Origin of the sequence: Brucella pseudogrignonensis (assembly GCF_002252525.1) — a bacterium.
GTDB classification, from domain to species: domain Bacteria; phylum Pseudomonadota; class Alphaproteobacteria; order Rhizobiales; family Rhizobiaceae; genus Brucella; species Brucella pseudogrignonensis.
The window spans coordinates 76,847-89,299 of record NZ_NNRM01000041.1 but is presented as its reverse complement, the minus strand read 5'-3'; the positions used below and the strand labels follow the sequence as shown (position 1 = coordinate 89,299).

The following is a 12,453-nucleotide window of genomic DNA, read 5'->3' as shown; positions in this document are numbered from 1 at the left end:
CTTTTCGGAATGCGCGTTAAATACCTGTTTCTTTGCAGACCACCACACGCCAGCCGTCCGGGTCCTCATAGGTGAAACTGCGGTTGAGCCAATATGGATTTTCTGGCTCCACAGGCGCATAGCCTCCATCCTGCATCCGTTTGTTCAAACGATCATAAGCCGCCTCGTCGGTTATATAAATCACCAGCAGATTATCCTCCGACGGAGCCCGGCAAGGACTGCCTGCTTCATGTTCGGTGAATTCAAGATGCACACTCTTTCCGGGTAGGCCCAGCATGATACCATTATATCCGGCGTGTGCTTCAAAGGCACCAAGTTGCGGCAGCCCAAGACCATCACGATAGAAAGCGACCACTTCATTGAATTTATCCGTTGGTCGGGCAAAGCGGATTTGCACAGGGACAGCCCCTTCGCCAAGAGTGAATGATTGTTGGGTTGATTGAGTATTCATTTCGCGTTCCTTTGGTTTTAGTGCTGTCCGGATGCGGCCAGTGCCTGCATTCCGCGCCATAGGGATGGCCCCTGCATGACGATGACGCCAATGGCGACGAGCAGGACGCCGATCATCCGGGATGGCGTGATTTCTTTTGATACAAATCCCATGATGCCGAAATAATCGATCAGCACAGAGGCGATCAGTTGCCCGGCAATCACCGCAGTCATGAAACCGGCTGCGCCAAGCTTTGGTGCAAGCAGAATGGCGGCGGTGATATAAAGCACGCCCGCAACCCCGCCGATCCATATCCATTTAGGCTGTCCCGAAAGACCGGTGAAAGTGGGTAGGGACACTTTCATAGCCAGCAAAACCGGCAGCACGCAGATGATGCTGACAATCAGCGAAACGATAGTTGCCCAAAGTGGGTGGCCAAGCGCTCGGCCAAGAGCCGCATTGGCACCGGCCTGAAATGGCACCACCGCACCGGCGATGAGGGCAGCGACGAGAAATGTAAGTGATCCCTGAGCCTGCATGGAAGGTCCTTTCGTCTATTCCTTTAGCTCCGATCTAGTTATATGTTTGGTGAATGTGAAATTCAGATTATCGAGACATATATGCATCAGACGAATAATCTAAGAAATGTTGATCTAAATTTGCTCGTCATTCTGGATGTGCTTCTGACGGAGCGGCACGTCTCCCGTGCGGCTATACGGCTCAATATGAGCCAGCCAGCAGTCAGCCACGCGCTGGCGCGTCTGCGTGATCTGTTTGATGATCCACTACTTGTGCGCGAAGGCGCGGGGCTGGTGCCAACGCTCAAGGCAATGGAAATTGCAAAGCCGCTGACAGAGGTTCTGACGGGGGTTCGCGCGGTACTTGGGCCGCAGGGATTTGACCCGGCAACAACACAGTATCGCTTTCATCTTTCCATGTCGGATTATGGCGGCAGTATCCTGCTGCCGGGGTTGGTGCGCGAATTGCGGAAGGACGCACCGGGGATAGATCTTGCGGTCAGTCAATTCAGTCGCGAAGGCATGATCGCGCGCATTCTGGATGGCGAGATTGATCTGGGCTTTGGTGTCTTTCCGTATCTGCCAGCGCAAATTGCAGCAGATATCATCATGCAGGACAAATATGTCTGTCTGCTTGATCGCCGAAGTCTTAAAGGTCGCAAATTTGACATCGAGACTTATTTCGCACGCCCTCATGCATTGGTGGCGGTGCGTGGAGATGCAACAACGGAGATCGATGAAAGCTTGAGGCTTGCAGGGCATACACGGCACATTGCCGTGGTGGTTCCGCATTGGGGTGTGGCACCACAGCTGATTGCCGACACAGACCTCATCTTGACCATCGCGCGGGGCGGGCTCAAGAACCTGCTGCCGGATGATAATCTGGTTGTCCTGCCTGCGCCTGTGGCCCTGCCACCTATACCTTTTGTGCAGATATGGCATAAGCGCCGGGAAAGTGACCCGGCGCACCGCTGGTTACGGTCGAAGATTAGCTCGACTGATTTGAAGGCTTAGTAAGCGTATTCAAGGAAGATCGGTTCGACCGAGCCTGCCCAAACGCTGTTATAGGCTTTGAGCATACGTTCGGCATCGGTGATACCTGCTGCGACGATTTCTTCGAGCGGTGCTAAGAAATGGGTTTCGTCAAAGCCGTCGCCATTGAGCTGCTTGCGGTTCAGAAGACCAAGACGGGAAATCTCCAGCGTCTTGCGTGCAATCTGCGCCACCGGCTTGCCGCGGAATGATGCATTCAGAGCTTTTGCAGGCACATCGTTGCGTAGCGCCAGAACCTCTTCATAGGTCCAGTCTTTGGTCAGATCTTCTGCCGCACTGAGTGCTTCATCATCATATAGCAGGCCAACCCAGTAAGCGGGCAGAGCGCAGATGCGACGCCATGGACCACCATCAGCACCACGCATTTCCAGGAAGCGCTTGAGACGCACTTCCGGGAACAGCGTAGAAAGATGATTGGTCCAATCGCCCATATTTGGAACCGGATCGCTGACTTCGCCCTTCAATGCGCCATTCATGAACTGACGGAAGGTGACATGCGTGCAGTCGTGATAACGACCGTCGCGCAGGATAAAGTACATCGGAACGTCGAGCGCCCATTCGACATAATCGATGAAGCCGAAGTTTTCCGAAAAGACGAAAGGCAAAACGCCCGAGCGCTGGTTGTCGGTGTCGCGCCAGATATTGGAGCGCCAGGACAGAAGATTGTTCGGCTTGCCTTCGGTGAAAGGCGAGCTGGCGAAGAGCGCTGTCGCAATCGACTGGAGCTTCATCGAGACCTGCATCTTGCGGCGCATATCGGTTTCGGAGCTAAAGTCGAGATTAACCTGAACGGTCGAGGTGCGGTACATCATGTCGAGACCTTCATGCCCGACTTTCGGCATGTAGTTGCTCATGATCTTGTAACGCGATTTCGGCATGACCGGCGTCTCAGCCAGCGTCCATTTAGGGCTGCCGCCAAGGCCAAGGAAACGAATGCCGAGCGGTTCCGCGATCTCGCGTACCTGCGAGAGATGCGCATTCACTTCGCGGCACGTCTGGTGAATAGAGGAAAGCGGAGCGCCGGATAGTTCGAACTGACCACCCGGTTCAAGCGAAATGGCACCCTGTCCGGTTGGCTCAACGAGGCCAATAATATTGCCTTCATCGATGATCGGCTCCCAGCCGAGCTTGGCCTTCATGCCTTCGAGAATGGCCTTGATTCCGCGCGGGCCTTCATAGGGAACAGGGCTGTTATCCGCGACGTAGAAAGGAAATTTCTCGTGTTCGGTGCCGATGCGCCACGCATCCTTCGGCTTGCTACCTTCGGCAAGATAGGCTGCGAGTTCTTCAACACCGGTCAGTGCTGTTTCATCGGTCGTGTCGCGCGCCATGTATAGTGTCCCTAGTCGAATTTGTCTTTGTCAGCGTGATTGGACAAATTTGTCAAATCACGCAAGTCAATTTCATTGATGATTGGATTTTCTTAAAATCATGCTCATACCCTCCAGTCGCCCAATATTGCTTGCACGAGCGTAAGCGCCGCAACGGCTGCCGTATCAGCGCGCAGAATGCGCGGGCCGAGTGGTATCGCTGTGACGAAAGGCAGGCCGCGCAATTGCTGGCGCTCGCCTTCCGAAAACCCGCCTTCTGGCCCGATCAGCACCGCATATGGGCCGGGTTTAAGATTGCTTAAAATGGTCAGTGGATCATCAGTCTCATGGCCTTCATCACAGAAGATGAGGCGTCGCGACTGATCCCATTGCTCAAGAAAGCGATCAAAACGTATTGCATCGCGGCATTCAGGGATGGCAAGCACGCCGCATTGTTCAGCGGCTTCAATCGCATTGGCTTTGATGCGGTCCGTGCCAAGCTTGGGCACTTGCGTATGCTGTGTGACCACGGGCTGCAGAACGCCAGCACCCATTTCCACGGCTTTTTGCACCATATAATCAAGCCGACCCTGTTTCAGTGGCGCAAAGCAATAAATCAGATCACAGGGGGCTGGCTGCGCGCGGGTTTGCTCGACGGCTTCCAGAAAGAGCCGCTTCTTGCCTTCGGGGCGCAGTCTGACCTTCCATTCGCCATCCTGTCCGTTAAAGGCGAGAACTTCATCGCCTTCCTTCAAACGAAGCACATGCGTAAGATAATGGGCGGCCTGCGTCGGCGCTTCCACACTTACGCCGTCGCCAAGGCCCGTCTCGATATAAATTCGTTGCATTTTATAATTTGCGCGCATGATCGCATCGATGGCAGAGGCGCAGGCCAATGGTCAAGCTTTTTGGTTGTATTGTACAAACCGCGTATGTGCTCACACGTTTTTTTGATGGGATGAAGATACAAGTTGCAATGAACTAGATTGTATCCATATAGATATGAAGCTATCTATTTGAATGGAATTTAAGTGATGAAACAGGCTTGGGTCGAATTTGCACCGCTGCTCTCCGCTAATGCGCGAGGGTGGCGTAAAGCTTTTGATGCAGCAATGGCGGAGCATAGTCTTTCTGATGCTAAAGCCATACCGCTCATGACGCTCCTGCGGCACGGTGACTGCATTCCGCAGGGTGTGCTGGCGGAAAGAGTTGGCATTGAAGGCGCAACGATTGTCCGTGTCGTAGACGAGCTGGAGAAGGAAAACCTGATCCGCCGCATCGCCGATGATACGGACCGCCGGGTGAAGCTCATTCAGCTGACGGACGAAGGGCGGACGCTTGCGTCAAAAGTCGACAAGACTGCAGCTCGCCTGCGCGCTGCATTTTTGGGTGATCTCGATCCAGAAGCTGTCGATGTAGCAATCGATGTGTTGCGCCGTCTCAGCGAAAAATTCCAGAACCAGTCTTCCTGACCGGGAAGGCTTTGCATGAAATCTGACTGATATTTGTAACTTGTAACACCGATGATAAAGCCCGTTGAAACATCGCCGCGCTTTTGGGACGTGGTCTTCTCGCTGAAGACCTTTGCGGCAGCAATGCTTGCATTGTGGATCGCCCTGATGGCTAACCTGCCCAATCCTTATTGGTCGGTTGCGGCTGTCTATATTGTGGCGCATCCGCTTTCTGGTGCCACAACTTCCAAAGGCTTTTATCGGCTGATCGGCACGATCATTGGTGGCGCTGTTACGATTTTATTCGTCCCGCATCTGGTCAATTCGCCTGAGATTCTGACATTGGCCATCGGTCTGTGGATGGGTCTTTGTCTGGCGATCAGCCTGCTCGACGGTACACCGCGTAGTTATCTTTTCATGCTGGCTGGTTATACCGTAGCTATTGCGAGCTTTGCCGTGGTTTCAGTTCCTGAAACCACATTTGATTATGCGGTGGGCCGCGTCGAAGAAATTGCGATCGGCATCATCTGTGCGGCGGTGGTCAACCGACTGGTATTCCCACGCCATAGCGGTCCGGTCCTTATGGCTCGTATCGACAATTGGTTGCGCGATGGTTCCAAGCTTGCACTTGAGACATTACGCGGAGAGGGCGATAGCCCGGAATTTCGCCGTGACCGCCAGCGGCTTGCAGCCGACGCGTTGGAGCTGCGCAATCTGACGACGCATGTGGCTTATGATACGTCATCGATCCGCAATGTCGGAACACTTCTGCATGTTCTACAGCAGCGCATGGTGGCTGTTTTGCCGATCATTTCGAGCCTGCATGACGTCTTGGTGCTCAAGCCCGGTGAAGGGCAAAAGCCATGGCATCCGGCGGTGCAGAAATTGCTGGATGAAGCCTGCGACTGGATTGAAAGCGGGGAGAACCTCACCGAGCAGCGCCGTGCAGTTTTGCTGAGCTATATCGATGAGATCGACCGGTTTGGCAAAGACGCCCACACTTGGGGCGAGCTGCTTCCATTCAATGTTGCAGCACGCGTGAGAGATCTGGTGCAGATCTGGAGCGATTGTATTACGCTGCGTCAGGACATCGTTTCCGGTTCCCGTCATTCGCTTCGCTGGCGTCGTTATGATGCCCATCTGAAAAGCCGCCCGCAGCACAGAGATTATGGCATGGCCATTCTTTCGGGCTTTGGCGCATTCGTATCGACCGGTGTTGCAACTGCATTCTGGATTGCAACCGGTTGGTCGCAGGGCAGTGCGGCTGCGATGATGGCTGGTATCTTCTGCTGTATCTTTGCAGCGATGGATGATCCGGTTCCGGTCATGCGCAAGTTCGGCTGGTTGTTGCTGATCGTAATTGTTGCAGCCTTCGTTTTTGAGTTTGCACTTCTGCCGCTGGTTGATGGCTTCTTCCCGCTGGTGCTGGTCCTGGGCCTGTTTCTCGTCCCCGCAGGATTGCTCTTGGCAATCCCATCGCAATTCCTGCTTGGCATGGTGCTTTGCGTGAACTTGCCAAACATGCTGATGCTGCAAGGCCATCTCACGCATGATTTTGTAAGCTTTGCCAATGCCAATCTGGCGACTGTTCTGGGTATTGTGATTGCAGCGGTCGTAACGTCGATTGTTCGTTCGGTGGGTGCTGAATGGACAGTGCAGCGTCTGGTTAAAGCAGGCTGGAATGATCTTGCTCTTGCAACTGAACGCAAGCCGGGTCGCCATCGTCGTCAGCGCATGAACCGCTTGCTGCTCAGAATGATTGATCGCATCGGCATGATGACGCCGCGACTGGCTCTGATCCCGTCAGCGGATATCGCCAAGGTAGATCTGCTGCGTGATCTGCGCAACGGCATGAATACGATCGATCTTCAGCAATATCGGACGAAGCTGCCTGAACCTTGCCGTGAAGCGGTCGATAGGGTGCTCGACGGCATTGGTGCTCACTATCGCGCGCTTCTGCGCAACAAGAAGGCTGAAACGCGTATCGATATTGACGAGCGGCTTCTTGCGGCCATCGATCACGCTATCGCGGTGATCATTGATCATGGATCGCCAGCAATCGCCAAAAGACCACGTCTGGCGCTGGTCGCCCTGCGCTTCAACCTCTTCCCGAAGGCGCCGCCTTTTCAGTTGCCGCCACAGCCGCAACTGGAACTGCCGCAGGCTGCCTGAGATACGTTCAGAGAATGGAAATTTTAGAGTCATGAGACCGGAATTCGACATCTATGGAATCTATCTGCCGAGCCTCGCGGTTCTGGCACTGGGCGCCTATTTCGCGAACTCACTGATGCAGCGATTGCTCGCACGCGCCCGTTTTTACCGTTTTGTATGGCACAGGCCTCTTTTTGATGCCGCCATGTACTTCTGCATTCTTGGCGCAAGCGCCGTCATCGTAAATGGAATACCACTATGAAGAAGCTTTTTGCACATTCGGGCCGGGTCTTCCTAACCCTCGTCATGGTCACAATGGCAGGGCTTCTCGGCTGGCATCTCTGGGATTATTATATGAACGCGCCGTGGACACGCGATGGCAAGATCCGCGCCGATGTGGTGCGTCTTGCTCCCGATGTTTCGGGTCTGGTGAGCGAGGTTCTGGTGCACGACAATCAGGACATCAAACAGGGTGACGTGATTTTCCGCATCGATCAGGCACGCTACAAGCTTGCATTGCAGCAGGCAGAAGCAAAGCTTGCCAGCAGCAAGGCTGCACTCGATATGGCCAATCGTGATCTTACCCGCTATCGCAAGCTGAATGATACCACGGTTACGCAGCAGAAGATGGAGCAGATCGAGACCACGACGATGCAGGCCGAGGCCACCTATCGTCAGGCCGAACTCGACCATGATCTCGCATCGCTCAATCTGGAACGTTCGTCTGTCAAGGCGCCTGTAAATGGTGTCATCACCAACTTCTCGCTTCAGCCTGGCGATTATGTAACTACCGGTTCCGCAGTCACGGCGCTGGTTGATACGGACTCGTTCTACGTCTCGGGCTATTTTGAGGAAAACAAGCTTGAACGCATCAATATCGGCGATCCGGTTGTGATCGACGTGATGGGCAGCAAACTGAAGCTTAAGGGACAGGTCGAGGGTATCGCTGGCGGTATCGAAGATCGTGAACGCAGCGATTCAACAAGCCTCCTGGCCAATGTTTCACCGACATTTAACTGGGTGCGCCTGGCGCAGCGCGTTCCTGTGCGCGTGAAACTCGAAGATGTGCCGCAGGGTGTTCATCTTGTTGCAGGCCGCACCGTCAGCGTGTCTGTGGTCAATTGATCAATCGAACAAACCAATCAAGTGAAAGCCCGGCTTGTTGTCCGGGCTTTTTTCATGGTAGCTCTTTTTACAGCGGTTCCAGTTAAGAATGAATCGTTGGAACCGCTGTAACTGTTTGTTTTTACGCATTATCCGACGCAAAGCCGCTTCGCACTTTTGCTGGAAATGCTATAAGCAAAAGCTTGGGGTCTGAGAAATGAGCGTGTTGGTCGTTCAGAATTATCCCGATTCAGGACTGGGGCAGATTGAGCCGATCCTGATTGAAGCGGGGCATACAATCGATGTCAGGCACGCCTATAATGGCGATACGCTTCCCGCGGATGACAGTGGGCACGAGGCCCTGATCGTGCTGGGTGGCGAGCAGAACGCGCTTGCCGATGGCGATTATCCTTATTTCCCTGATCTGCTCGATCTTATTCGGGCCTTTGGCGATAAAGACAAGGCTGTGCTTGGCATCTGTCTTGGCAGTCAGCTCGTTGCACGCGCCTATGGTGGCGAAAATATCCTCGACCGCCCGATGGAATTTGGCTGGCATGAGGTACGGCTGACGGAGCAGGGGCAGAGCGATCCTGTCCTGTCTGCGGCAGGTTCAGCTTTCCCTATTTTCCACTGGCACCGGGATACGTTTTCCTTGCCAGAGGGTGCCATTCATATGGCGGTCAGCGACATGACTGCTCATCAGGCCTATCGCATCGGGCGTGCAACTTACGGCACGCAGTTTCATTTTGAGGCCGACACCAAACTGGTCGTTGAATGGAGTGAAACGCTCAGCGATATGATCGCCGAATTTGATTCTAAGTGGGCGACAGAGCTTCCGGTTAATCTCCGGCAATCGGGCGTTGTAGCAGACAAGGCCGGGGCTGCTTTGGCGCGCGCCTGGACCGATCTTATCGATAGCAATCGCTAAAAAGTTGCCTGCAAACAACACTCTGAGCTGATAAGGCGTTGCGACTTTGCCACAGGGCAAAACCATTTAGGTTTTTCCCTCGGAAAGCGACAATTGTAGTTCGTTCGTTCAGTTGCGGGTAACTTTTTTCAGGTGTAACTGAAGCCAACTTCCGGGCGGTCAGTGATCAGGCAAGGTGCAAGCCTTGGCTATTAGGAAAGCTCGGTTCATCGTTTCCCCCGATAACCTCGAAAGAGTTTTCGACCATGACCGCTAAGCATGCCGCACTCCTCACCGTCCTGATGATTTCTGCGATCGTGTTCATGGCAGTTGGCATTTTCACCGTCGATGCCGGTAACAGCATGACCTCCACCGACGGCTACGGCATTTCCAGCGCGCGTTAAATTACAGATTTAGCGGCGGGACCAGTCGCTTCCAGAAAGCGCTTTTCAAGGCCATCGATCACGATGGCTGACAGCTTTCCGCTTTTCCAGGCATAAGTATCGAGGTTGACCCGGTTGGGTTGAACATCGATTGCGCTCTGCGGCGTATGTCCGTGGATGATGACCTTTTCCAGCGGATCAGTCCATTTCAGAAACAGTGTCCTGATCCACATCAGATCGTCACGATCCTGCGTGTCGAGAGAAACTGCCGGGTTCACACCAGCATGGCAGAAGAAGAAATCACCAAAGCTCACTGAAGATGGCATTGAGCGTATGTAGTCGACATGCGCTTGCGGAACGTTGTCTACGAGCTGCCTGTATCCTGCCGCAGCCGACGCCGGATCCATATAATCGACTTCAACGCCGTATGATCGGGCGGTATCGCTGCCGCCATGAAGCGCAAAAATGCCGTTCGTATCGCCGGTCGCCAGATAGCGCAGAAAGCCGTCGTCATGATTGCCTATCAGCGAGAGAATGCGGGGATCGTGTGTTGATGCATGGATCAGAAAATCCAGCACGCCTTTGGAACCCGGTCCCCGGTCGATATAGTCGCCAAGGTGAATGATGCGCCAGTCATGCGTTGGGTTGCGATCAATATCTGCATGGATCAGACCATGTATATCCTGCAAGAGATCAAGGCGACCATGCACATCGCCAATGGCATAAAGCCGGATGCCTTCCGGCCCTTTCGCGTCCTTTAGTGTAACGCCACTCATAGATCACGGCCTTCTTTGACTTCTTTTCCTGCTCGCTGACGGTAGCGCAGTCGCGATACGCGCTCGCGCTCATCATTGAGCTCACGGTCGTTGGTGGCTTGTTCGACAAAGCGGATATGCTTCTGCACCGCTTCGCGCGCCGCTTGCGGGTTACCAGCAACAACAGCGTCGTAAATGGCGCGGTGCTGTGACAGGAACATGTCAGCGACACCGGGGTAACTGTAAATCAAGCTACGATTGTAAAAAACCCCGTCTTTCAGCAGCTGATAACAGGAGCGCAATGTGTGCAGTAGCACAATATTGTGTGCGGCTTCGCCGATCGCATTGTGAAAATCGACATCAAGCCGTGCTTCCGTATCAAAATCACCGGCACCGTGCGCCGTTTCCATTGCTAAGATAATTTCCTTCAAGAGCGCCTTGTCGGCAGGCGTCGCGCGCAGCGCAGCAAATTCAGCTGCAATGCCTTCTATCTCGCGACGGTATTCCAGATAATCGGCTTTGGCTTTGCGATGGTCAGTAAAAAGCTTCACCACGGGCGCACTGAAAACCTGCCCAATGACATCTGCCACAAATGTGCCGCCACCGTGTCGCGATGTGAGAAGGCCAGCATTTTCGAGCTGCTTCAGGGCATCGCGTAGAATAGGACGGGAAATATCGAACTGGCGTGCAAGCTCCCGTTCGCCTGGAAGCCGGTCGCCGCCGCGCAACACACCTTCAAGAATCAGGCTCTCGATCTGGTGCACAACATCATCTGCCGTGCGGCTTGCATGAATGCGGGAAAAAATTGTCTCGGCCATGCCGTCTGCTGCCTCCGTCATGGCTGCAAATTAGCCCTAAGCCGTCAGACGGGCAACGGGTCTCTACAGCTGATAAGTAAAAACCCCGGAAACTAACTTCCGGGGGTTTTAAAGGGTTGGAACCTGTTATCAGGTCTTCTTGCGCTTGCGGCCAGAAACGAAAACAACAATACCGGCAACGAGGCCGTACATCGCCCATTTGAAGGGCAGGACATCTGCGGTTTCGCTACGGATCGGAAGAACCGTGACGGTTCCGGGGCGGCTTTCAAAGCCAGTTTTGCCTTCGGATTTTGCTTGTTCGATCTGCTGCGGGGAAACAACCCATTCAGCGCCGCGCGACTTGTCATAATACATGAAGCCGCAACCGACGATAACGGCCACGACGAGTGCGAAAATCAGGCGGGGTACTGTGTTCATTGTTATTCCTTAATATTGTTTGGCGAACGGCAAACGCTGTCGCGATCACGCGACGGGCGCTTTACTACGCAATCATGCCGTTCCCGTCTATTATTTAGACATGCCTTGTGGAGAACTGCCGCTCTCCCAGTAAGGCACTGGTCCATAAAGATCTGCCAGATAGTCTATGAAAAGTCGCACTTTAGCGGGCAGGAACTGTTTGGAGGGGTAAACCGCGTGGATGGCGACATTTCGCGATGCGGCGTATTCCGGCAGAACCTGCACCAGCCTGCCTTCTGCGAGCTCAGGGCCAATGTCCCAGGTTGAACGCTGTGCAATTCCAAGACCGGCCAGCACTGCCTCGCGCACCATTTCGCTTGAATTGGTCTGGAGCGGACCGACGGGGCGGATTGTTATTGGTCCCTTTGGACCTTCAAGCCGCCATGGATCGTTATTGTGCGGTGCGAGGCAGATATGATCGGCGAGATCTTCGATCGTCTGCGGTGTCCCACGTTCTGCAATATAATGCGGGGATGCCGCAAGAATTCTGCGCACAGGTGCGAGGCGGCGGGCCACAAGCGTTGAGTCGGATAATTCGCCAATGCGAATAGCGAGATCATAACCGTCACCGACAATATCGACCATTTCGTCTGAAAGCTGCATATTGACGGTGAGGTCGGAATTGGCGCGCATGAATGGCACCAGATAAGGCGCGATATGCATACGTCCGAAAGTGGTGGGAGCGGAGATTTTCAGCGTCCCGCGCGCATCCGCTGACCGGCGGGCGACAAAGGCTTCCGCCTCTTCGATATTGCCGAGAATGCCAAGAACGCGCTCATGATAGCCTTGACCTGCTTCGGTGAGTGCAATCTGACGCGTCGTGCGCTGGAGCAAGCGGGTGCCAAGCCGCTCTTCAAGCCGACCGAGCCGCTTGGAAACCACAGCAGGCGACAGGCCGAGATCGCGCGCTGCTGCAGACATGCTGCCGGTTGCGACAACGCGTGCGAAAATCTCCATATCGGCCAGACTGCTCATCATGATAGTTTCAAACCCTCCCCGACAGCTTTATGTGCTGACCCCATCTAGCCGAGGCCTCGTCGGGATCGCAAGGCGATTATGCCGCAGTGTCAAAACTGTTTCGCCATAGGCATGATTGGTAAAATTAGTTTACCAGTTA

At 54.1% G+C, this 12,453-nt stretch carries 15 protein-coding genes; 7 read left to right on the top strand and 8 right to left on the bottom strand.

Translation table 11 applies throughout. The features are described 5' to 3' along the window. Positions 1–16 precede the first annotated feature (16 nt). Positions 17–451, bottom strand: coding sequence for a VOC family protein (locus CEV34_RS18250; protein ID WP_051063966.1), 435 nt, complete (start codon positions 449–451; stop codon positions 17–19). Positions 452–468: 17 nt separating this feature from the next. Beyond that, complete coding sequence (locus tag CEV34_RS18245) at positions 469–969, bottom strand: DMT family transporter (RefSeq protein WP_007877984.1); 501 nt, start codon at positions 967–969, stop codon at positions 469–471. Positions 970–1,050: 81 nt separating this feature from the next. Here CEV34_RS18245 and CEV34_RS18240 point away from each other — a divergent pair, with 81 nt between their 5' ends. Then, the gene (locus tag CEV34_RS18240) at positions 1,051–1,962 is read left to right on the top strand and encodes a LysR family transcriptional regulator (RefSeq protein WP_039860487.1); all 912 of its coding nucleotides are present in this window, start codon (positions 1,051–1,053) and stop codon (positions 1,960–1,962) included. On the opposite strand, the gene CEV34_RS18235 is transcribed toward CEV34_RS18240, so the two are convergent. After that, the gene (locus CEV34_RS18235; protein ID WP_007877988.1) at positions 1,959–3,332 is read right to left on the bottom strand and encodes a glutamate--cysteine ligase; all 1,374 of its coding nucleotides are present in this window, start codon (positions 3,330–3,332) and stop codon (positions 1,959–1,961) included. The two genes, CEV34_RS18240 and CEV34_RS18235, sit on opposite strands and share 4 nt — an antisense overlap. Positions 3,333–3,436: 104 nt before the next feature. Beyond that, complete coding sequence (locus CEV34_RS18230; protein ID WP_007877990.1) at positions 3,437–4,177, bottom strand: 16S rRNA (uracil(1498)-N(3))-methyltransferase; 741 nt, start codon at positions 4,175–4,177, stop codon at positions 3,437–3,439. A 168-nt stretch (positions 4,178–4,345) separates the two neighbouring features. On the opposite strand from CEV34_RS18230, the gene CEV34_RS18225 reads away from it, so the two are divergent. The 6 genes from CEV34_RS18225 to CEV34_RS27105 all read left to right on the top strand — a co-directional run bounded on the left by CEV34_RS18225 (position 4,346) and on the right by CEV34_RS27105 (position 9,328). Continuing rightward, positions 4,346–4,783: a MarR family winged helix-turn-helix transcriptional regulator gene (locus tag CEV34_RS18225; RefSeq protein WP_007877992.1), complete on the top strand. Its 438-nt coding sequence runs from the start codon at positions 4,346–4,348 to the stop codon at positions 4,781–4,783. 51 nt (positions 4,784–4,834) lie between these two features. After that, complete coding sequence (locus CEV34_RS18220; RefSeq protein WP_007877993.1) at positions 4,835–6,934, top strand: FUSC family protein; 2,100 nt, start codon at positions 4,835–4,837, stop codon at positions 6,932–6,934. A 31-nt stretch (positions 6,935–6,965) separates the two neighbouring features. Then, on the top strand, positions 6,966–7,175 hold the full coding sequence (locus CEV34_RS18215) for a DUF1656 domain-containing protein (protein ID WP_007877994.1): 210 nt from the start codon (positions 6,966–6,968) through the stop codon (positions 7,173–7,175). Continuing rightward, positions 7,172–8,038 carry an efflux RND transporter periplasmic adaptor subunit gene (locus CEV34_RS18210; RefSeq protein WP_007877995.1) on the top strand — a complete coding sequence of 289 codons (867 nt, stop codon included), beginning with the start codon at positions 7,172–7,174 and terminating at the stop codon, positions 8,036–8,038. Before CEV34_RS18215 ends, CEV34_RS18210 begins: the two co-directional genes overlap by 4 nt. A 196-nt stretch (positions 8,039–8,234) precedes the next feature. Further along, a complete protein-coding gene (locus tag CEV34_RS18205) occupies positions 8,235–8,945 on the top strand; it encodes a type 1 glutamine amidotransferase (RefSeq protein ID WP_007877996.1) in 711 nt (236 codons plus the stop codon). A gap of 245 nt (positions 8,946–9,190) precedes the next feature. Then, positions 9,191–9,328, top strand: a complete 138-nt coding sequence (locus CEV34_RS27105; RefSeq protein ID WP_007877997.1) for a hypothetical protein — start codon at positions 9,191–9,193, stop codon at positions 9,326–9,328. Here CEV34_RS27105 and CEV34_RS18200 read toward each other — a convergent pair. The 4 genes from CEV34_RS18200 to CEV34_RS18185 all read right to left on the bottom strand — a co-directional run bounded on the left by CEV34_RS18200 (position 9,325) and on the right by CEV34_RS18185 (position 12,314). Further along, entirely contained in the window at positions 9,325–10,083 is a 759-nt protein-coding gene (locus tag CEV34_RS18200; RefSeq protein WP_007877998.1) for a metallophosphoesterase, read from the bottom strand. The two genes, CEV34_RS27105 and CEV34_RS18200, sit on opposite strands and share 4 nt — an antisense overlap. Continuing rightward, positions 10,080–10,880, bottom strand: a complete 801-nt coding sequence (locus tag CEV34_RS18195; RefSeq protein ID WP_007878000.1) for an FCD domain-containing protein — start codon at positions 10,878–10,880, stop codon at positions 10,080–10,082. Before CEV34_RS18195 ends, CEV34_RS18200 begins: the two co-directional genes overlap by 4 nt. Positions 10,881–11,009: 129 nt before the next feature. Further along, the gene (locus CEV34_RS18190; protein ID WP_007878002.1) at positions 11,010–11,297 is read right to left on the bottom strand and encodes a hypothetical protein; all 288 of its coding nucleotides are present in this window, start codon (positions 11,295–11,297) and stop codon (positions 11,010–11,012) included. Between the two features lie 90 nt (positions 11,298–11,387). Then, positions 11,388–12,314, bottom strand: coding sequence for a LysR family transcriptional regulator (locus CEV34_RS18185; RefSeq protein ID WP_007878004.1), 927 nt, complete (start codon positions 12,312–12,314; stop codon positions 11,388–11,390). Between the last annotated feature and the right edge of the window lie 139 nt (positions 12,315–12,453).

What these genes read in the sequence shown, in the direction of transcription:
- CEV34_RS18235 (WP_007877988.1), bottom strand. Translation starts at nt 3,332, where the DNA reads ATGGCGCGCGACACGACCGATGAAACAGCACTGACCGGTGTTGAAGAA.
- CEV34_RS18245 (WP_007877984.1), bottom strand. Translation starts at nt 969, where the DNA reads ATGCAGGCTCAGGGATCACTTACATTTCTCGTCGCTGCCCTCATCGCC.
- CEV34_RS18250 (WP_051063966.1), bottom strand. Translation starts at nt 451, where the DNA reads ATGAATACTCAATCAACCCAACAATCATTCACTCTTGGCGAAGGGGCT.
- CEV34_RS18190 (WP_007878002.1), bottom strand. Translation starts at nt 11,297, where the DNA reads ATGAACACAGTACCCCGCCTGATTTTCGCACTCGTCGTGGCCGTTATC.
- CEV34_RS18220 (WP_007877993.1), top strand. Translation starts at nt 4,835, where the DNA reads ATGATAAAGCCCGTTGAAACATCGCCGCGCTTTTGGGACGTGGTCTTC.
- CEV34_RS18240 (WP_039860487.1), top strand. Translation starts at nt 1,051, where the DNA reads ATGCATCAGACGAATAATCTAAGAAATGTTGATCTAAATTTGCTCGTC.
- CEV34_RS18210 (WP_007877995.1), top strand. Translation starts at nt 7,172, where the DNA reads ATGAAGAAGCTTTTTGCACATTCGGGCCGGGTCTTCCTAACCCTCGTC.
- CEV34_RS27105 (WP_007877997.1), top strand. Translation starts at nt 9,191, where the DNA reads ATGACCGCTAAGCATGCCGCACTCCTCACCGTCCTGATGATTTCTGCG.
- CEV34_RS18185 (WP_007878004.1), bottom strand. Translation starts at nt 12,314, where the DNA reads ATGATGAGCAGTCTGGCCGATATGGAGATTTTCGCACGCGTTGTCGCA.
- CEV34_RS18215 (WP_007877994.1), top strand. Translation starts at nt 6,966, where the DNA reads ATGAGACCGGAATTCGACATCTATGGAATCTATCTGCCGAGCCTCGCG.
- CEV34_RS18225 (WP_007877992.1), top strand. Translation starts at nt 4,346, where the DNA reads ATGAAACAGGCTTGGGTCGAATTTGCACCGCTGCTCTCCGCTAATGCG.
- CEV34_RS18205 (WP_007877996.1), top strand. Translation starts at nt 8,235, where the DNA reads ATGAGCGTGTTGGTCGTTCAGAATTATCCCGATTCAGGACTGGGGCAG.
- CEV34_RS18230 (WP_007877990.1), bottom strand. Translation starts at nt 4,177, where the DNA reads ATGCGCGCAAATTATAAAATGCAACGAATTTATATCGAGACGGGCCTT.
- CEV34_RS18195 (WP_007878000.1), bottom strand. Translation starts at nt 10,880, where the DNA reads ATGGCCGAGACAATTTTTTCCCGCATTCATGCAAGCCGCACGGCAGAT.
- CEV34_RS18200 (WP_007877998.1), bottom strand. Translation starts at nt 10,083, where the DNA reads ATGAGTGGCGTTACACTAAAGGACGCGAAAGGGCCGGAAGGCATCCGG.